This window comes from Leeuwenhoekiella sp. H156, assembly GCF_052218455.1.
GTDB lineage: Bacteria > Bacteroidota > Bacteroidia > Flavobacteriales > Flavobacteriaceae > Leeuwenhoekiella > Leeuwenhoekiella parthenopeia.
Genome location: NZ_CP197499.1, coordinates 924,314 through 942,477, shown reverse-complemented (window position 1 = coordinate 942,477; position 18,164 = coordinate 924,314). Strand labels below are relative to the sequence as shown.

Annotated in this window: 15 protein-coding genes; 11 read left to right on the top strand and 4 right to left on the bottom strand. The window is 43.6% G+C overall.

What is annotated here, in order from left to right; translation table 11 throughout:
* The first annotated feature begins 139 nt into the window (after positions 1-139).
* From porU to ACSSS3_RS03920, 10 genes are all read left to right on the top strand, one after another.
* Positions 140-3,997 (top strand): type IX secretion system sortase PorU, encoded by a 3,858-nt coding sequence (gene porU, locus ACSSS3_RS03965; protein ID WP_442846512.1) that lies wholly within the window; start codon positions 140-142, stop codon positions 3,995-3,997.
* 38 nt (positions 3,998-4,035) lie between these two features.
* A complete protein-coding gene (gene porV, locus ACSSS3_RS03960) occupies positions 4,036-5,208 on the top strand; it encodes a type IX secretion system outer membrane channel protein PorV (RefSeq protein ID WP_442846511.1) in 1,173 nt (390 codons plus the stop codon).
* A gap of 2 nt (positions 5,209-5,210) precedes the next feature.
* The gene (locus ACSSS3_RS03955; RefSeq protein ID WP_228229633.1) at positions 5,211-5,696 is read left to right on the top strand and encodes a cytidine deaminase; all 486 of its coding nucleotides are present in this window, start codon (positions 5,211-5,213) and stop codon (positions 5,694-5,696) included.
* A gap of 161 nt (positions 5,697-5,857) precedes the next feature.
* On the top strand, positions 5,858-6,859 hold the full coding sequence (gene pdhA, locus ACSSS3_RS03950; RefSeq protein ID WP_228229632.1) for a pyruvate dehydrogenase (acetyl-transferring) E1 component subunit alpha: 1,002 nt from the start codon (positions 5,858-5,860) through the stop codon (positions 6,857-6,859).
* A 3-nt stretch (positions 6,860-6,862) separates the two neighbouring features.
* The gene (locus ACSSS3_RS03945; RefSeq protein WP_442846510.1) at positions 6,863-8,563 is read left to right on the top strand and encodes a pyruvate dehydrogenase complex dihydrolipoamide acetyltransferase; all 1,701 of its coding nucleotides are present in this window, start codon (positions 6,863-6,865) and stop codon (positions 8,561-8,563) included.
* Positions 8,564-8,629: 66 nt separating this feature from the next.
* On the top strand, positions 8,630-9,688 hold the full coding sequence (locus ACSSS3_RS03940) for a M28 family metallopeptidase (protein WP_442846509.1): 1,059 nt from the start codon (positions 8,630-8,632) through the stop codon (positions 9,686-9,688).
* Positions 9,681-10,364, top strand: coding sequence for an SDR family NAD(P)-dependent oxidoreductase (locus ACSSS3_RS03935; protein WP_442846508.1), 684 nt, complete (start codon positions 9,681-9,683; stop codon positions 10,362-10,364). The genes ACSSS3_RS03940 and ACSSS3_RS03935 overlap by 8 nt, the downstream gene beginning before the upstream one ends.
* Positions 10,364-10,960, top strand: coding sequence for a SprT-like domain-containing protein (locus ACSSS3_RS03930; protein WP_228229628.1), 597 nt, complete (start codon positions 10,364-10,366; stop codon positions 10,958-10,960). Before ACSSS3_RS03935 ends, ACSSS3_RS03930 begins: the two co-directional genes overlap by 1 nt.
* Positions 10,961-10,964: 4 nt before the next feature.
* Positions 10,965-12,059, top strand: coding sequence for a mannose-1-phosphate guanylyltransferase (locus ACSSS3_RS03925; RefSeq protein ID WP_442846507.1), 1,095 nt, complete (start codon positions 10,965-10,967; stop codon positions 12,057-12,059).
* Between the two features lie 8 nt (positions 12,060-12,067).
* Entirely contained in the window at positions 12,068-13,513 is a 1,446-nt protein-coding gene (locus ACSSS3_RS03920) for a DUF389 domain-containing protein (protein WP_442846506.1), read from the top strand.
* Here the strand turns inward: ACSSS3_RS03920 and ACSSS3_RS03915 are convergent.
* Together ACSSS3_RS03915 and ACSSS3_RS03910 are read right to left on the bottom strand one after the other, a co-directional pair.
* Positions 13,507-14,277 (bottom strand): ABC transporter ATP-binding protein, encoded by a 771-nt coding sequence (locus ACSSS3_RS03915; RefSeq protein WP_228229625.1) that lies wholly within the window; start codon positions 14,275-14,277, stop codon positions 13,507-13,509. The genes ACSSS3_RS03920 and ACSSS3_RS03915 overlap by 7 nt on opposite strands.
* The gene (locus ACSSS3_RS03910; protein WP_228229624.1) at positions 14,277-15,014 is read right to left on the bottom strand and encodes an MlaE family ABC transporter permease; all 738 of its coding nucleotides are present in this window, start codon (positions 15,012-15,014) and stop codon (positions 14,277-14,279) included. Before ACSSS3_RS03910 ends, ACSSS3_RS03915 begins: the two co-directional genes overlap by 1 nt.
* 133 nt (positions 15,015-15,147) lie before the next feature.
* Here ACSSS3_RS03910 and pafA point away from each other — a divergent pair, with 133 nt between their 5' ends.
* The gene (pafA, locus tag ACSSS3_RS03905; RefSeq protein WP_442847393.1) at positions 15,148-16,767 is read left to right on the top strand and encodes an alkaline phosphatase PafA; all 1,620 of its coding nucleotides are present in this window, start codon (positions 15,148-15,150) and stop codon (positions 16,765-16,767) included.
* On the opposite strand, the gene ACSSS3_RS03900 is transcribed toward pafA, so the two are convergent.
* Both ACSSS3_RS03900 and ACSSS3_RS03895 read right to left on the bottom strand, forming a co-directional pair.
* Positions 16,759-17,607: a glycosyltransferase gene (locus ACSSS3_RS03900; RefSeq protein WP_442846505.1), complete on the bottom strand. Its 849-nt coding sequence runs from the start codon at positions 17,605-17,607 to the stop codon at positions 16,759-16,761. The genes pafA and ACSSS3_RS03900 overlap by 9 nt on opposite strands.
* Positions 17,604-18,125 (bottom strand): methyltransferase, encoded by a 522-nt coding sequence (locus ACSSS3_RS03895; protein ID WP_442846504.1) that lies wholly within the window; start codon positions 18,123-18,125, stop codon positions 17,604-17,606. Before ACSSS3_RS03895 ends, ACSSS3_RS03900 begins: the two co-directional genes overlap by 4 nt.
* Between the last annotated feature and the right edge of the window lie 39 nt (positions 18,126-18,164).

The window sequence follows — 18,164 nt, the reverse complement described above, 5'->3', positions numbered from 1 at the left end:
AAATAATCACTTATGCAACGCATAACAAGATGATATGTTACTTTTATTTAGGTTACTCTAACGCAGTATAATACGGTTTAGTATAAAAGGCTTTCAAATAGGTTGTATTAGCTTTACAAACTGAAAATAAATAGGCAATTTGAAATTTAAAACGACATTCGTCCTGCTAGTGCTTACCCAGTGGCTTTTGGCTCAGCAAACCCGCTTTACCATCAATTGGGATCAGCCGGTGCAGGCGGGTACGGCAGTAAAGCCCGCTGAAATACCCGGGTTTGACAAGGATTACTGGAGTTACAACCCGCTTACCGGTCTGCATTACAAGCGTAAACTGAGCCTGCGAAATACCGCGGGAAGCAGTATGCAGTTAAAAAATGTGGATTATGAGATCGTGAGTCGGGCTCAATTAGGGGATTTAGATGTAAATACCCTGAATGCTGAGCCTCGTTTTTTTTACCGGACCTCATTGACCCGTGGTGTGCCGGCTTTAGAATTCAGTCTTCATCCTATTGTGAATCAAAACGGAGTTTTTAAGCGTGTGCGATCCTTTGAACTTGAGTTTTCCGGAGCTCCGGCAAACCGTAATGCGATCAGGACTTCGCGAATTGAAAATTCTGTTTTAGCCTCCGGAAGATTTTATAAATTTTATGTAGATACAACGGGTGTCTTTAAAATTACCCAAGAATTTTTGAGAGATCTGGGTATGGATGTAAACAACCTAGACCCGCGCAACCTCAAAATTTATGGTAATGGCGGTGCGATGCTGCCTCTTCGCAACCGCGATAACACGATTTTTGATCCGGTAGAAAATGCCATTCAGGTAATAGGTGAAGAAGATGGCAGCTTTGATAGTGCTGATTATGTGCTTTTTTATGGCGAAAGCACACGACAATTCAATGCCGAAAGTCTAACGCACAGCAACCTGTATGATGATAAGTCTTATTATTTCATAACGGCAGACGGTGTTGGCGGTAAGCGTATAGCTCCCATGCAACAGCCGGAAGCAGCTCCAAATCTAACGATTACCACCTTTCAGGATTATCAGTTTCACGAGCGCGATGAAGAAAACCTGCTCAATCTGGGCCGGCGCTGGTTTGGGGAGCGTTTTGATATTGAAGCTGAACAGGCTTTTACATTTTCGTTTCCCAACAGGGTGGTGACTCAGCCGGTTGAGCTTCGGGTTTATGTCGCTGCGATATCCGAATCTCAAACCTCATTTTCCCTTAATTTGAACGGCAACCCGGTACGATCTCTAAATCTGCTGCCTATTAACGAGTCGCAGCTCGCACGCGGAACTGATTATGATAGTTTTTTGAGTTCGTCAGATCCGGCTTTGACGGTTGCGGGAGATGAAGTTACCGTGCAGCTAAGTTATTCCAATAATGGAAACCCTTCGAGTGAGGGCTATCTCGATTTTGTGGCAATTGAGGCAACCCGTCGCCTCGAAGGCACCGGAGGACAGTTTGTATTCCGTAACAGGGCAGCTGAAAATGCGCAGGGAGTTGGTATATATACTATAAGTAATGCTTCAGAGTATGACCAGATTTGGGATGTCACAAATCGGGGCGCAATTACTTCAGTCTCCAATACCGAAAACACAAACCAGTTTTCCTTTAAAGCGCAATTGGGTCAAACGCGTACGTATCTGGCTGTTCATAATGAAGATTTTTTTGTTCCGCTTCGCGAAAACGCCAATGCATTGATTGCAAATCAAAATATCAAGGGGAGCATTCTTTCGAATGGCGGGGTTGATTATTTGATGATTACCTCTGCTGCTTTGCGCCCACAGGCTGAAAAACTTGCAGCTCACAACCGAAGCTTCAGAGGCTTAAATGTAGCTGTCGTAACTCTTGATGAAATCTATAACGAGTTCAGCTCGGGTAAACAGGATATTGGTGCCATACGCAATCTGGCTCGTTATGTTTATGAAAATGCGCCTTCATCTCAGTCGCGTTTGCAATACCTGTGTTTGTTTGGGGATACTTCTTTTGATTATAAAGACCGCATTGCAAACAATAACAATATCGTTCCTACTTTTAATACGTATCAAAGCTTTTCGCCTGCACAGTCGTATATGAGCGATGATTTTTACGGTTCCCTCGACCCCGATGAAGGTTTGATAGAAGATAACAGTCCCACAGGTAATGGGGGCTTTGATCGCCTGGATTTGGCAGTGGGGCGTATTTTGGCAGACAACCCACAGCTGGCAGAAGACGTGGTTGCCAAGATTATAGGTTATGATGAACGGGAATCTTTAGGGCGCTGGCGCAATAATTTTGTACTCATTTCAGACGATGTGGATGTAGCCTGGGAATTCACGGAACTTCAATCTACGATTGATGCGTTGGGAGACCAGATTCAGCAGGAGAAACCTTTTATTAATGTCGAAAAAATACACAGCGACAGCTTCAGGCAGCAGGCTTCTGCCGGGGGCGACCGTTATCCCGAAGTGAATAAAGCCATTGCCGATGCTCTTGAGGTAGGTGCTCTGGTGGTGGCCTATTTGGGGCATGGGGGTGAAAATACGCTGGCGTCAGAATTTATTCTTACCAGGCAGAATGTAGAACAACTTACCAATGGCGATCGTTTGCCGGTTATCGTGACGGTAACCTGTGAATTTACACGTTTTGACAACCCCAACCGGGAGGCTGCTGGAGAAAGTTTGTTTTGGAATCCCGATGGTGGTGCTGTAGGTCTGGTGGCTACCACCCGTGAAATTTCTGTGCGCCTGGGAGTCTCATTTAATGAAAAGCTTGCGGGCAATTTATTTTCTTTTGGTACAAATACCATTAAAAGTGTGGCCGAAAATCTTCGCGAGACTAAAAATCAAATCAATGACGACAACCGAAGGGTTATTTTCTTTATCGGTGACCCGGCTATGAAACTGGGTTTTGCCAAACCCAGCGTAAGGCTTACTGCAATTAATGATGTGCCGCTCAGTCAGCCTGTAGACACACTAAAAGCGCTTAGTAGAGTGAGGCTTAGTGGGGAAGTAGTAGATGTTTCGGGGCAGCGTATTGCAGGCTATGAAGGGGAGCTTTCGGCCACGGTCTATGATAAATATGTAGAGCGTCAAACTTTGGGCAATGACGGTACACGAGGTTCAAATGGCGAGTTGTTGATTCTCGATTTTAAAGAATTAGGACCCATTTTATATCGCGGGCAGGCAAAGGTGACAGATGGTAATTTTGATTTGGAGTTTGTGGTGCCCAAAGACGCTGCTATTCCGTTAGGTAATGGAAGGGTGAATTTTTACAGCCAGCGGAACGGTTTTTTTGAAGATCAGGCTGGAGCCGATCAGCGTATTTTGGTAGGAGGCTTGAATGAAAATGCGCCCGAAGACAATCAGGGTCCATTGATTGAACTTTATATGAATGACGAAAGTTTTGTAAATGGCGGGATAACCAATTCTTCGCCTACGCTTTTAGTGAAACTGGAAGATGAAAACGGAATCAATACGGCAGGCGGTATAGGTCATGATCTGGTAGCCATACTGGACGGTGATGAGGAAAACCCGATCATTCTTAATGATTTCTACGAAAGCGACACCGATAATTTCAATATTGGCAAGGCCTTGAGAACGCTGCGGGATTTGGAGCCGGGTTTGCATACCGTAACGGTGATCGCCTGGGATACCTACAATAATTCGTCAACCGCAGATTTGCAGTTTGTGGTTGCCGGTGATCAGGAACTTAAGCTTGAAAACGTCTTGAATTATCCCAATCCGTTTGTGAATTACACCGAGTTTTGGTTTAATCACAACCGCCCTTTTGAACCTCTTGAAGTGCAGGTGCAAATCTTTACAGTTACCGGAAAGGTTGTTAAAACCATAAATCAGGTAGTGACCACAACCGGCTTTTTGTCACGCGAAATTACCTGGGATGGTCTGGATGATTTTGGCCAAAAGATAGGAAAAGGGGTGTATGTGTATAAGATAACCGTTAAATCGACGTTAACGAATAAGAAAGTTGAAAAGTTTGAGAAGTTAGTCATTCTGTAAGCTTTAAAATATATATTTGTCAACACACGCCTTATTAAATGAATAAATTTTTACTCGCGCTAGGTTTTTTTTCCACGTTACAGGTATCGGTGTTTGCTCAGGAGGTAGAAGGTAGACCCATCACTACGGGTGTTCCTTTTTTGGCTATTGCGGCAGACGCCAGGGCCGCAGGTTTGGGAGATCAGGGTGTAGCGACCCGAGCTGATGCCTATTCCCAGCAATGGAATCCTGCTAAATATGCTTTTATTGAGCGCCAGCAGGGTGTGGGATTTAGCTATACTCCGTATCTCAATCAAATTGTAGATGATATTTTTTTAGGGCAAATCACTTATTACAATCGTATTAATGACCGCAGTGCCTTTGCGGGTAGTTTCAGGTATTTTGGGCTGGGTGATATAGAGTCTGTTCAAAGTTCAAACCCATCACCCGAAGAATTAAATAATCCGCTTATTTTAAGTCCGAATGAATTTACCCTTGACGTCTCCTACGCGCTTCGTCTTGGTGATCGCTTTGCCATGTCTGTTACCGGAAGGTATTTACGCAGTGATTTAAAACTTCAGGTAAGTGATGAAGATGCCAGTGCAGCGGGATCTATTGGTGTCGATATAGCGGGATTTTATCAGTCTGAACAAATCACCTACAACGACTTTGACGGGCGCTGGCGGGGTGGTTTCAATATTTCAAACATAGGCCCCAAAATAAAATACGATGAGGCAGGTCAGGAAAACTTTTTGCCTACTAATCTGAGACTTGGAGGCGGTTTTGATTTTATTCTGGATCCTTATAATGTGATTGGGGTAGGACTTGAGTTTAATAAACTATTAGTTCCTTCTCCGCAGGATTTTAATAACGACGGAGTTATTGATGGTACAGATGCAGAGGAATATCAGGCTATAGGTTTTCTGGAAGGTATGTTTCAGTCTTTTGGCGATGCGCCAAATGGCTTTAGTGAAGAATTAAAAGAAGTTACCTGGTCTTTAGGGGCAGAGTATAAATATGACGATGTGTTTGCTTTTAGAATGGGGTATTTTAATGAAAGTGATTTAAAGGGTGCCCGTAAGTTTGGGACGCTGGGGCTTGGATTTAAATATACCTCCATAGATGTTGATGTCTCCTATTTATTCTCTACATCTCAGGTGCGAAATCCCCTGGAAAACACGCTGCGTCTAGGGCTAACGTTTAGCTTCGGCGAAGAATATACCGAATACTAATTTTGGGAAAATCATTTAAAATAGAACTCAGTCTGGAGCGTTTCGAGCAACTCGAAGAGCTTCCCGATCAGGTACAAAACCTTTTTAAGGCTGCTGTAGAAGCGCGCGAATCGGCTTATGCACCCTATTCTAATTTTCATGTGGGTGCGGCGCTTTTGCTTGCTAATGGTGAAATCATCAAAGGGAATAATCAGGAAAACGCGGCCTATCCCTCAGGCTTATGTGCAGAGCGTACTGCAGTATATTATGCAGGTGCAAACTATCCCGATGTGGAAATCCTGATGATGGCTATTTCGGCGAAAGCCAAATCTAAAGATACCCCGGTTCCTATTCCGCCTTGCGGAGCTTGCAGACAGGCACTTGCCGAGTATGAAGTGAAGCAGGAAAAGCCTATTGCCGTCTATTTTAGAGGTGGTAGCGGGGCTATTTTAAAGAGTGATTCTGTAGAAAATTTACTTCCGTTGCTTTTTACGCAGAAATTCTTATAAATCTGCAATAAAACAATCTTTTTGCCCAATTTGTCTCAAAGCCTGCCCGGGCATTGCTTCGGGTTATTTTTTCAGTGAAAGGCTTTCTCACTTCCTTTTGAATATACTATTTTTGTGCTTCGTTGTTTTAAACAGCGGAGGTATCGATAAACCCATTATTAATGAAAGAAATCACAAAAGAAGTATACCTGAATTGGTATGAGGAGATGTCCTTCTGGCGCAAGTTTGAAGATAAGTTAGCACAAGTCTATATTCAGCAAAAGGTACGTGGATTCCTGCATCTGTACAACGGTCAGGAAGCGATACTGGCAGGAGCACTGCATGCGATGGATCTTACCAAAGATAAAATGATTACGGCATACCGTAACCACGTGCAGCCTATAGGTATGGGAGAAGATCCCAGACGCGTTATGGCAGAATTGTACGGCAAAAAAACCGGAACTTCTATGGGATTGGGTGGTTCTATGCACATTTTCTCAAAAGAGCATCGTTTTTATGGCGGTCACGGTATTGTAGGTGGGCAGATCCCACTGGGTGCCGGTCTTGCTTTTGGAGATAAATATTTTAAACGAGACGGCGTGACCCTTACCTTTTTTGGTGACGGTGCTGCACGTCAGGGTTCGCTTCACGAGACCTTTAATATGGCGATGAACTGGAAGCTTCCGGTGGTTTTCTGCGTTGAGAACAACGGTTATGCGATGGGGACTTCGGTAAAGCGTACTGCAAACCACGAGGATATCTGGAAACTGGGCTTAGGTTATGAGATGCCGTGCGGTCCTGTTGATGCGATGAATCCGGTAGCGGTTGCTGAAGCTTTTGATGAAGCCATAGCCCGTGCACGACGAGGAGACGGTCCTACATTCCTAGAATTAAAAACGTATCGATACAGAGGTCACTCGATGAGTGATGCTCAAAAATACCGAACTAAAGAAGAGGTGGCAGAATATCAAAAAATTGACCCGATTACTCAGGTTAAAGATATTTTGTTAGAGAAAAAATATGCTACCGAAGAAGAATTGAAAGCGATTGACAAGCGCGTTAAGAAACGTGTTGCCGAATGCGAAAAATTTGCTGAAGAGAGCGATTTCCCTGAAACTAACATCATGTACGATGTGGTTTACGAGCAGGAAGACTATCCATTTTTAGCACATAAACCTGAATAAATCATGGCAGAAGTAATTAAGATGCCCCGCCTTAGCGATACAATGGAAGAAGGAACCGTTGCATCCTGGCTAAAGAAAAAAGGAGATAAAGTAGAAGAAGGTGATATCCTTGCAGAGATTGAGACAGACAAAGCCACGATGGAATTTGAGTCTTTCTACGAAGGAACACTTTTACACATAGGAATACAGGAAGGAGAAACCGCAAAGGTTGATGCCCTGCTTGCCATTATTGGCGACGAGGGTGAAGATATTTCGGGTCTTCTTGACGGAAGTGCAGACTCGGGTTCTGATGATGAAAAATCAGAAGATACCGACGATGATGCTGACGCTGAAGAGAAAGAAGAGGATTCTGATGATTCTTCCGAAGATTCAGATGACGATGCTGCAGAGGACTCTGGCAGTAGCTCAGAAGTGCCGGAAGGTGTTGAGGTGGTTACTATGCCCCGTTTAAGCGACACCATGGAAGAAGGTACTGTAGCTTCATGGTTGAAAAAAGAAGGGGATAAAATAGAAGAAGGAGATATCCTTGCCGAGATCGAGACTGATAAGGCTACGATGGAGTTTGAGTCGTTCTATAAGGGAACCTTACTTCATATTGGTATTCAGGAAGGCGAGACTGCAAAAGTAGATTCGCTTTTGGCCATCATTGGTCCTGAGGGAACTGATGTTTCCGGAGTGATCGATGGTGCTAAATCTGGCGGTTCTAAAAAGCAGGCTGCTAAAAAAGAAGAAGCTCCTAAGAAAGAAGAAAAATCGGCAAAAGCGGAACCTAAAAAGGAAGAGCCTAAACAAAAAGAAGAGCCTAAAAAGCAGGAAAGCAAGCCGGCTTCGACGAATACTTCTTCAAGCGACGGACGTATTTTTGCTTCGCCTTTGGCTAAAAAATTAGCAGAAGAAAAAGGCATTGACCTGGCCAAAGTTTCAGGTAGTGGTGAGAATGGCCGCGTGGTGCGCAAAGATATTGAGAATTATACTCCTGCAGCTTCAGGTGGGGGCGTACAGCAATTTGTTGCGACCGGTGAAGAAAGCTATGAGGATGTAAACAACTCTCAGATGCGTAAGGCGATCGCCAAGTCTTTAGGTAAATCTAAATTTACGGCACCGCATTACTATCTGAACGTGGAGTTTGATATGGAAAATATGATTGCTTTCCGCAGTCAGTATAATCAACTTCCCGATACTAAAGTTTCGTTTAACGATATGATTATCAAGGCAGTTGCAATTGCTTTGAAACAACATCCACAGGTAAATTCACAGTGGTTTGACGACAAGATGCGTCTCAATCACCATGTACACATCGGGGTGGCTGTTGCCGTACCGGATGGATTAGTTGTGCCTGTGGTTGAATTTGCAAATGAGAAATCATTACAGCAAATCAATGCTGAGGTTAAGGAACTTGCCGGTAAAGCCCGTAACAAGAAACTCAAACCCGAAGAAATGCAGGGTAGTACCTTTACCATTTCTAACCTGGGAATGTTTGGAATCACAAACTTTACTTCAATCATCAACCAGCCTAACTCAGCGATCCTGTCTGTAGGTGCGATTATTGAAAAGCCTGTGGTTAAAAACGGTCAGATCGTAGTGGGTAACACGATGACCTTATCTATGGCCTGTGACCACCGTACTATTGACGGTGCGACCGGAGCACAGTTTTTACAAACCTTAAAAACCTACATCGAGAATCCGGTATTGATGCTGGCTTAATGCTGATGTAATTTTTATACTATGCAAATCCCGTCTATATTGGCGGGATTTTTTATATTGAAACTTATGAGAAAATTAGTTTTAGGAGCTTGCAGCGCTCTTTTGATCGCCTGCGGAAGTACGAGTCCGGTAAAGCCCGTTGACGAGGGCGCAGCCCAGAATGCTTCAAATGGGTATACCGTACCTGCAAACAATGGGACTGAAAAAGTCCTGTTTAAGCCGACTGAGAAACTGCCAAAAGCAAAAGATTTTAAGCAATACATTTCGCCTGAAGCGTTTCAAAAAGATGTGGAGTTTTTAGCTTCAGATGCCTTAAAGGGGCGTGAAACCGGAACTCCGGAAATTGACGAGGCCGCCACCTACATCATCAAAACCTTTCAGGATGCCGGGGTGCAACCCTATTTTACTTCATACCGTGATAAATTCGATGCCAAAGGAAAATCAGGCTACAATGTGGTTGGTGTTTTAGAAGGCACAGACCCTGAACTCAAAAAGGAGTATGTCATTATTGGCGCGCATTACGATCATATTGGTACTGCTCAGGCCGAAAACGGTGATGTTATTGCAAACGGGGCTAATGATAATGCTTCAGGTACTGCTACGGTAATGGCTTTAGCGCGTTATTTCGCGAAGGCGAAAACAAACAAACGCAGCATTTTATTTGCACTTTTTTCTGCGGAAGAAATGGGATTGCTGGGATCTGCGCATCTTGCCGAACGTTTAAAAAGCACGTCGATCACTCCTTACGTGATGTTTAATGTTGAGATGGTAGGTTTGCCTATGGCTGCTAAAGACTACACCCTGTATCTTACGGGTTATGAAAACAGCAATATGGCAGATCAATTCAATGCCTATGCGGGAGCAAAGGTCTTGGGATTCTTGCCACAGGCCAAACAATACAACCTGTTTAAGCGCAGCGATAATTATGCTTTCTACCAGGCGTTTAAAATTCCTGCTCAGACGGTTTCAACGTTTGACTTCACCAATTTTGATCATTATCACAAAGTTGGGGATGAAGCTTCCCTAATGAATTATGAGCATATGGCTAACGTAGCCAATCAATTAATTCCCGGTCTTGAGGGAATTTTAACAACCCCAAATCAGGAAATCATCTGGAATGAGTAAACGTATTATAGTTACAGGAACCAGCCGTGGCATAGGTATCGAGCTGGTAAAACAATTGGCAGAACAGGGGCATCAGGTTTTAGCGCTTTCGCGAAATGAAAAACCTTGTATTGATCTTAAACTTAACAATGTTACGGCTTTGTCATTCGATTTATCTTCTGAGGAAGATTTAAGTAAGGTGGCAACATTTATTGAAAAAGAATGGCAAACTGTTGATGCGCTGATCCACAATGCCGGGGCTTTGGTGAATAAACCTTTTGAAAAGCTCAGCGCAGCTGATTTCCAAAAGGTATACGAAGTAAATGTTTTTGGCGTTGCTCAATTGACACAGGCGGTATTGCCTTTTATGAATGCCGGTTCGCACGTGCTTACCATAAGCAGCATGGGTGGTGTTCAGGGGAGTGCCAAGTTTCCGGGGCTGGCCGCGTATAGTTCGAGTAAAGGGGCGGTAATTACCCTCAGCGAATTACTGGCTGAAGAATACAAAGAACAGGGTATCGCTTTTAACGTATTGGCACTTGGAGCGGTTCAAACCGAAATGCTTGAAGAAGCGTTTCCGGGATATCAGGCGCCTCTTCAACCCGATGAAATGGCAGCATATATTGCAAATTTTGCCCTAACTGCACATAAATTCTACAACGGTAAGGTTTTACAGGTTTCGGCTTCTACACCCTGATGAAAACAATTTTGGCGCGATACATACCTGAGCAGGCGGTTGATCCGGTCTTTGAGCTGATCAAAAGCTTTGGGGTGCACCTCAAAATTGTAAATGAGCGGGTAACCCGCCATGGCGATTATCGCAAAATGCCGGGTGGGGGTCATCAGATTACTGTAAACTCCAATCTTAATAAGTATCGGTTTCTTATTACGCTCATACACGAGATCGCGCATCTGGTGGCTTTTAAGAAATTTGGCAGTCGCATCAAGCCGCATGGTAACGAATGGAAATTTACTTTTCAAAAGCTTATGCTTCCATTTATAAGGCCTGAGATCTTTCCGAAGCAACTTTTGCCGCTTATCGCAAATCACTTTAAAAACCCCAAAGCGAGCAGTGATACTGATGCTCGTTTGTCTTTGGCGCTTAAAGAATTTGATCCGCCTAGTGATAAAAACTATATATTTGAAATTCCTCAGGGAAGTTTTTTTAAGATTTATAACGGTAAGATTTTTCAAAAAGGCAACCGTGTTGTAAAGCGGTATGAATGCAAAGAAACCGAAACGGGAAAAATTTATTTGTTTCAGCCTAATGCAGAGGTCGAACTTTTAAAATAAGCACATGACTAAAAACGACAATTATTACGCAATAATTATGGCCGGGGGAGTAGGTTCCCGCTTTTGGCCTTTGAGTAAAGCCAATTATCCAAAGCAATTCCACGACATTTTAGGTGCCGGGGAAACCCTCATTGAGCGTACGTTTGGGAGATTGTCTCAAACGGTACCTGCAGATAATGTTTTGGTACTCACCAATGAAAAATACAAAGCTCTGGTCAATGAGCAATTACCCAAGGTAAAGGATCAAAATATTGTTTTGGAGCCGGCTATGCGTAACACCGCACCCTGTATTCTTTTGGCCGCACTTAAGATTTACAAAAATAATCCCGATGCAGTGATTATCGTTGCGCCCAGTGACCACTGGATTGAGGATGAGAACTCCTTTCTTAATGATCTGGAGACCGGATTTAAAGCTTGCGAGCAGGATACTGCCGATGAATTGCTTCTTGTGACTTTAGGAATTCAGCCTACTTTTCCGCATACGGGATATGGTTATATTCAATATACTTCAGGCGATTCGGAAGTAAAAAAAGTACAGGCTTTTAAGGAAAAGCCCGATTATGAGACGGCAAAGCAGTTTTTGGCAGAAGGAAATTACTCATGGAATGCCGGAATTTTCATTTGGAGCGCTAAAGCGATTATTCAGGCTTTTGAAAAATACCTGCCTGAGATGTATGCGCTGTTTAATTCGGGTTATGAGGCTCTGAATACCGATGCGGAAGCCGATTTTATCGCAGAAAATTATGCAAAGGCCGAAAACATAAGTATCGACTACGGTATTCTTGAAAAGAGTAAAAATGTGGGCGTAATCCCGGCAACTTTTGACTGGAGCGATCTGGGAGCCTGGGGTGCACTTTACGACAATCTGGAAAAAGATGAGGCTGAAAATGTAGTGGTCAATGCCCGTTGCATCAAAAAAGATGTTCGCGGTAACCTGATTCGTTCTGATAAAGGAAAGATCGTAGTTGTTGAAGGCCTTGAAGATTATATAATTGTAGACAGTAAGGATGTTTTGGTGATTATGCCAAAAGCCAAAGAGCAGGACGTAAAATTGATGCGAGCTGCAGTGGCTGAACAATTCGGGGAAGATTTAGTTTAAATCAATTCATGGAAGATCAATCAAAACGGGATAATTCAAATTCATCGGGTTCTGAAAAGGTTTCTAACGAAGCTGTAAAGCGTGATGCTAAAAGTCTGTGGCAAAATACACGCGTATTTTTATCAGAGCTTTTAGACATACGTCACGATACCGACCGTGATTCTACCATTGAAGCGGTTAAAAAGGACATCTCGTTTAAAGGGCACAATGCCTGGATTCTCATTTTTGCCATTTTTGTGGCCAGTATTGGTCTCAACGTAGGCAGTACAGCAGTTATCATCGGTGCGATGTTAATCTCGCCACTTATGGGTCCTATCGTGGGTATAGGTCTTTCTCTTGCGATTAATGATGTCGAAATGCTTCGGCGATCTATGATCAATCTGGCTGTGATGGTTTCCCTGAGTGTACTCACAGCTTTTATTTACTTTTTACTCATTCCGCTTAAAGCAGACAACTCAGAGCTCTTAGGAAGAACCTATCCTACTATTTTGGATGTTTTGGTAGCTATTTTTGGTGGTTTGGCACTTATCGTGGCCAAGACTAAAAAAGGTACGATTGCCAGCGTGATCTTTGGTGTTGCAATCGCTACTGCTTTGATGCCGCCCCTGTGTACTGTGGGCTATGGTCTGGCGATAGGTAACGGGGCTTATGCAACGGGAGCCTTATATTTATTCTCCATCAATGCCGTGTTTATAGCGCTGTCGACTTTTGTAGTTTCTAAATTGCTGGGTTTCCCGATGGTGAAATACGCCAATTCCAGAAGGCGACGCTTCATCAGTCAGATGGCTTCGGCAATAGGGATTGTCGTTATGGTGCCCAGTATGTTTTTGTTTTACAACCTGTATAAAGAGCAGGTATTTAAAAATGAGGCTACCAATTTTGTGGAAGAAACCATCATGCACGACGGCACTTCGATTCTCAGCCCCAATATTGACTATAAGGGAAAGAAGGTAGAATTGTTTCTTATCGGGAACCTCGTTCCTAAAAGCACCATTGCTAAATGGAAAGAAGAATTTGCTGCAAATCCCAAACTCGCAATTGCCGAATTGCGCATCAATCAGGGAGCTGACCAAAGCACAGCCATGGCAGAACAGCTAAGCAATCAGGTTAAAACCGGAATCCTCGAGGATTTGTACGCAAACAACCAGCAGGCCATCGCCGATAAAAATCAGCAGATTTTGCTTCTGGAAAATGAATTAAACCGCCTGAAGTCGGCTGCTTTACCGTTTCAGAGTCTGAGTGAAGAAGTACACGTGAATTACGAGGATATTGAGCGCTTTGGTTTCTCAAATACTATTAATACCAATTTCGAAAAGGCCGATACGATCCCAACTTTTATGATTGAATGGAAGCCTTCATTGACTGAAGCTCAGAAGCGCAAGGAAGAACAAAAACTCAAAACCTGGTTAAAGCTAAAATACCAGTTGGATACCTTAGCCATCGCCCGTTATTGATGTTCTTTAATAACCGCTTCCCGTACTTTTTTGAAAAGATCTGAAGAATACACGAAGTTGGTCACATCCTCATTGTCGGTTCTGAAAATAGTTTCTTTAGAACCTTCCCAGGCTAAGCGTCCTTTTTGAAGGAAGACGATTTTCTCGCCAATTTCCATTACCGAGTTCATATCGTGGGTGTTGATAATGGTAGTGATATCATACTCGTGTGTGATTTCCTGCACCAGATTATCAATAAGGGTTGCCGTACGCGGATCAAGACCAGAGTTAGGCTCATCACAAAATAAATACTTCGGGTTATTTACAATAGCCCGTGCAATAGCCACTCGTTTTTGCATACCTCCCGAAATTTCAGAAGGTAATTTATTGTTTGCATTGATGAGGTTTACGCGCTTGATTACCTCGTTGGCACGCTCGCGACGTTCGGCTTTACGCTGTTTGGTAAACATTTTAAGCGGAAACATGATGTTCTCTTCAACCGTCATCGAGTCAAAAAGCGCACTCCCTTGAAAAACCATTCCCATTTGCTCACGCAGGGTACGTTGCTTTTCTGAAGACAGTTCAGAATAGGCCTCACCATCGTACACAATTTTCCCTTCCGTAGGTCTGAAAAGCCCGAGCAGGCATTTTAAAAACACGGTTTTACCCGAGCCAGACTGGCCAATGATCAAATTGGTTTTGCCTTTCTCAAACGTGGTCGAAATACCTTTTAAAACGAGTTCGTCACCACCAAATCCTTTCTTTAATTCTTTAACTTCAATCATTAGCTTAAAAGTAATTGGGTGACTAAATAATTTGAGAGAATGATAAACACACTCGTCCACACAAAAGAGGTGGTACTGGCTTTACCCACTTCTAAAGCTCCACCTTTCATATAATATCCAAAATAGGAGGGAATGGTCGCCAGTAATAAAGCGAAAATAAAGGTCTTTATAAATGCGTAAACCAGTTGAAACGGCACAAAATCTTCCTGAAGCCCCTGTATAAACTGATCTCCTGTGGCAAATCCGCCGAAAACCGCTGCTGCATAACCTCCTAATATACCCAGGAACATCGCAATTGCGATTACAAAGGGATAGAATAGCATAGCGATGATTTTTGGAAAAACCAGATAATTCAGCGAGTTGATCCCCATTACCTCGAGCGCATCTATCTGTTCGGTAACCCGCATCGTTCCTATACTAGAGGTGATAAATGATCCCACCTTTCCGGCCATAATGATCGAAATGAAGGTAGGCGCAAACTCAAGAATGATAGATTGTCTTGAAGCAAAACCAATGAGGGATTTAGGTAGAATAGGGTTGTCCATATTCAGTGCGGTTTGAATGGCAACCACACCACCCACGAAAAACGAAATAAAGCAAACAATACCCAGCGAACCGATAATCAGGTCGTCAATTTCTTTTAAAATAAGATTTCTAAGTACAGATGTTTTGGTAGGTTTTATAAAAACACCCTTAATCATCATAAAATAAGCACCGATCTCTTTCAGGTATCCCATAGTGTATTTTTCAGCTTTAAAAATAGCAAAAATAGACGGGAAGGCTATTTAAGATTAACTTAATCTTATTATTGGTCTAAAGCCTTAGTTTTGCAAGGTAAAACTGCAGATTATGAAATTTAAAGACATTAAAATGCTTCTTTTTGGTCTTGCTGCGCTGGGGTTTCAGCCCGGTAACGCGCAGACTGCCTCTCAGAAGCCCAAATTAGTGGTAGGTATTGTCGTTGATCAGATGCGATTTGACTATCTCACCCGTTTTGAAGCGCAATTTGGTGACAGGGGTTTTAAACGCCTGATGTCAGACGGTTTTGAGTGCCGCAACAATCATTTTAATTATGTACCCACCTACACAGGGCCGGGTCATGCTTCTATTTACACCGGGACTACACCGGCCAATCATGGTATCATTTCAAACAACTGGTACAACAAATTTGAAAAGCAGCAGGTCTATTGCGCAGGCGATACCACGGTAGCTTCAGTTGGGATTGACGGCCCTGCAGGGCAGATGTCGCCGCATCGTATGCTTACGACGACGGTTACAGACCAAAACCGTTTGCATACCCAAATGCGCGGTAAGACTATCGGTATTTCGCTGAAAGACCGCGGGGCAATCCTTCCGGCGGGTCATACGGCAAATGCGGCCTACTGGTTTGAAGGTGGTGACGAAGGCAAGTGGATTACCAGTACTTTTTATATGAACGAATTACCAAAATGGGTTCAGGATTTTAACGCTTCCGCGAAAGCGAAAAGTTACCTGAAAGAATGGAATACCCTCAAACCTATTGAAACTTATATCGAGAGCGGGGACGATCTCAATTCGTATGAAGGCGGATTCAGAGGTAAGGAGGAGGCTGTTTTTCCTTATGACCTGGCGGAATTGGCTGAACAGAACGGAGGCTATTCACTTTTAAAGTCAACTCCTTACGGAAATAACCTGACTACCGACTTTGCCCTTGAGGCTCTTGATGCCGAAGGCTTAGGGCAGGATGCAGATACCGATTTTCTGGCGGTGAGTTACAGTGCGACCGATTATGTAGGTCACAATTTCGGAGTCAACTCCAAAGAAGTTGAGGACATGTACGTACGCCTCGATCTCGATCTGGAGCGGCTGCTTGATGCTTTAGATCAAAAAGTGGGTAAAGGCAATTATACCGTTTTCTTAACCGCAGACCACGGGGCGGTCAATGTTCCGGCGTATTTGAGTGCTAATAAAATCCCGTCAGGCTATTTTGATAACCGTGCTTTTGAAACTGCACTTAATGAGTTTGTTGTTTCTGAATTTGGAGAAGAAGGCTTGATTGAAGATATTTCAAATTATCAGGTGTTTTTCAATTACGAAAATCTTGCCGCTGCGGAAATCAATGCCGAAGCGCTTCAGCAAAAAATCGCGCATTTCGCTTTGCAATATGATCTTATGGATAAGGTATATACCCGCGCCGAACTCAATCAGGCCAATTACACCAGCGGTGTTGCGGCTTTGATTCAGAAAGGTTTTAACCAAAAGCGTAGCGGAGATGTGTTTCTGGTGCTTGATCCCGGGGTAATCAGTTATTCACGTACCGGGTCTACGCACGGCTCGGCTTTTTCTTATGATACGCACGCGCCGCTCTTGTTTTACGGAGCCGGAATCAAAAAAGGGAAAACCTACGAGCTTACCGAAATTCCGGATATCGCGCCTACCATCGCCGCACTTTTAGGTATTGAATTTCCTAATGGAACCACCGGCAAAGTAATCGCTGAGGTTTTAGAATAATTTCTCCCGGATCTTTTTCCAGCGGAGCTTACGAATAAAAGCACCTTCTTCTTTTGTGACCAAAAAGGGAAGGTGTTTTTTTTGTGCTTTAAAGTATCCGGCCAGATACTCTTTAAAGAGCTTGAAACTCCTTTTGCGCATCGCCAGTTTTGCCGAAGCGATCCCGGTAAGTAAAAAACCATAGCGCATTCCGTAAAAAGCCTCGCCTTGTTTGTATTTGGCTTTAGCCGAATAGGTATGCCCGGTTGGTTTCAGATGCTTTACCTGCAAAGAAGTATTGGTGGCCACTTCCCAGCCGTGGTATTGTGCCAAAAGTTCGTCTAGCGTATCCCATCCCATCGCGGTTTTGAGTCCGCCAATGGCTTCAAAGCAGGCTTTGCGATAGCATTTAAGGGCACCGCGTATATGATCTTTGTTTGTGAGGTTTTCGAGTTCCCAGCTGCCGTTGCGTTCTACATAACAAAAACCGCCGTACATCCCGAGCTCTGAGTTTTGTTCAAATGCCTGATTTACGGTTTTTAGATAATCAGCGGGAAAAATCAAGTCTGCGTCAAACTTGCACAGCAGGTCATAATCGCTTTTCAAATGCTTCAGGCCGTAGTTAAAAGCCTGCACGACTTTACTTCCGGGGAGGTGGGCAGCTTCCGAATTTTTTTCAACCAACTGTATTTCCAGATGCTTTTCGGCGTAAGAAGCAATGATTTTTGGAGTCTCATCAGTGCTTCCGTCATCAACCACAATGATACTTTCGGCTTTATAACTTTGAGCCAAAAGCGAGTCGAGTGTTTTTGCGATTAAATCGGCCTCGTTATACGCCGGTATGATGACAGCTATTCTCATTTCCGCTCCGCGTAAATTAAATAATAGCGCGGTGTAAACAGGCGCAAAAGCGGGCGTAAACCCAGTTTTTTTACAGGATGCGTAAACTGTTTGCGTTTTTTGATCTCCCAGCCCGACTTTTCTAAAAGCCAGTCAAACTGCCAGTCTTCAAACTCGTGATAATGCCGGTCCCATTGGTCGGTTTTGCTGCGATAGGCAGGGGCAAACCACAGTTTAAGCGGAATGCTGGCCACGAGTTTATCGGCTTTAATATCTTTCAGCACATTAAAAGGCGCGAGTAAATGTTCGAAAATTTCGAAAGCGGTAACCGCATCTGCATCGGTGTTTTGCACCGCGTTTGTGTGCAGGTCTAAATCTTCACCGCTTGTGTTGGTTACCTGATAGCCCTCTTTTTTCATGATCTCAGAAAACGGATTTTCAACTCCAAGATCCAGAATGCTGCTGCCGGGCGGGAGCACCTCTTTTAAAAAGGCTGCCGTGATGGCAAAACGTTTATTGGGAAAGGTTTTTTCGTACACAGGAAGCAGATTACAAATTTGTAATCGCAAAAGTAAGAG

Bases quoted from the DNA above. Each gene is read 5' to 3' on its own strand.
- ACSSS3_RS03910 (WP_228229624.1), bottom strand. From the start codon at position 15,014: ATGGGATACCTGAAAGAGATCGGTGCTTATTTTATGATGATTAAGGGT.
- ACSSS3_RS03920 (WP_442846506.1), top strand. From the start codon at position 12,068: ATGGAAGATCAATCAAAACGGGATAATTCAAATTCATCGGGTTCTGAA.
- ACSSS3_RS03945 (WP_442846510.1), top strand. From the start codon at position 6,863: ATGGCAGAAGTAATTAAGATGCCCCGCCTTAGCGATACAATGGAAGAA.
- ACSSS3_RS03900 (WP_442846505.1), bottom strand. From the start codon at position 17,607: ATGAGAATAGCTGTCATCATACCGGCGTATAACGAGGCCGATTTAATC.
- porV (WP_442846511.1), top strand. From the start codon at position 4,036: ATGAATAAATTTTTACTCGCGCTAGGTTTTTTTTCCACGTTACAGGTA.
- pdhA (WP_228229632.1), top strand. From the start codon at position 5,858: ATGAAAGAAATCACAAAAGAAGTATACCTGAATTGGTATGAGGAGATG.
- ACSSS3_RS03915 (WP_228229625.1), bottom strand. From the start codon at position 14,277: ATGATTGAAGTTAAAGAATTAAAGAAAGGATTTGGTGGTGACGAACTC.
- ACSSS3_RS03925 (WP_442846507.1), top strand. From the start codon at position 10,965: ATGACTAAAAACGACAATTATTACGCAATAATTATGGCCGGGGGAGTA.
- ACSSS3_RS03930 (WP_228229628.1), top strand. From the start codon at position 10,364: ATGAAAACAATTTTGGCGCGATACATACCTGAGCAGGCGGTTGATCCG.
- ACSSS3_RS03940 (WP_442846509.1), top strand. From the start codon at position 8,630: ATGAGAAAATTAGTTTTAGGAGCTTGCAGCGCTCTTTTGATCGCCTGC.
- ACSSS3_RS03935 (WP_442846508.1), top strand. From the start codon at position 9,681: ATGAGTAAACGTATTATAGTTACAGGAACCAGCCGTGGCATAGGTATC.
- pafA (WP_442847393.1), top strand. From the start codon at position 15,148: ATGCTTCTTTTTGGTCTTGCTGCGCTGGGGTTTCAGCCCGGTAACGCG.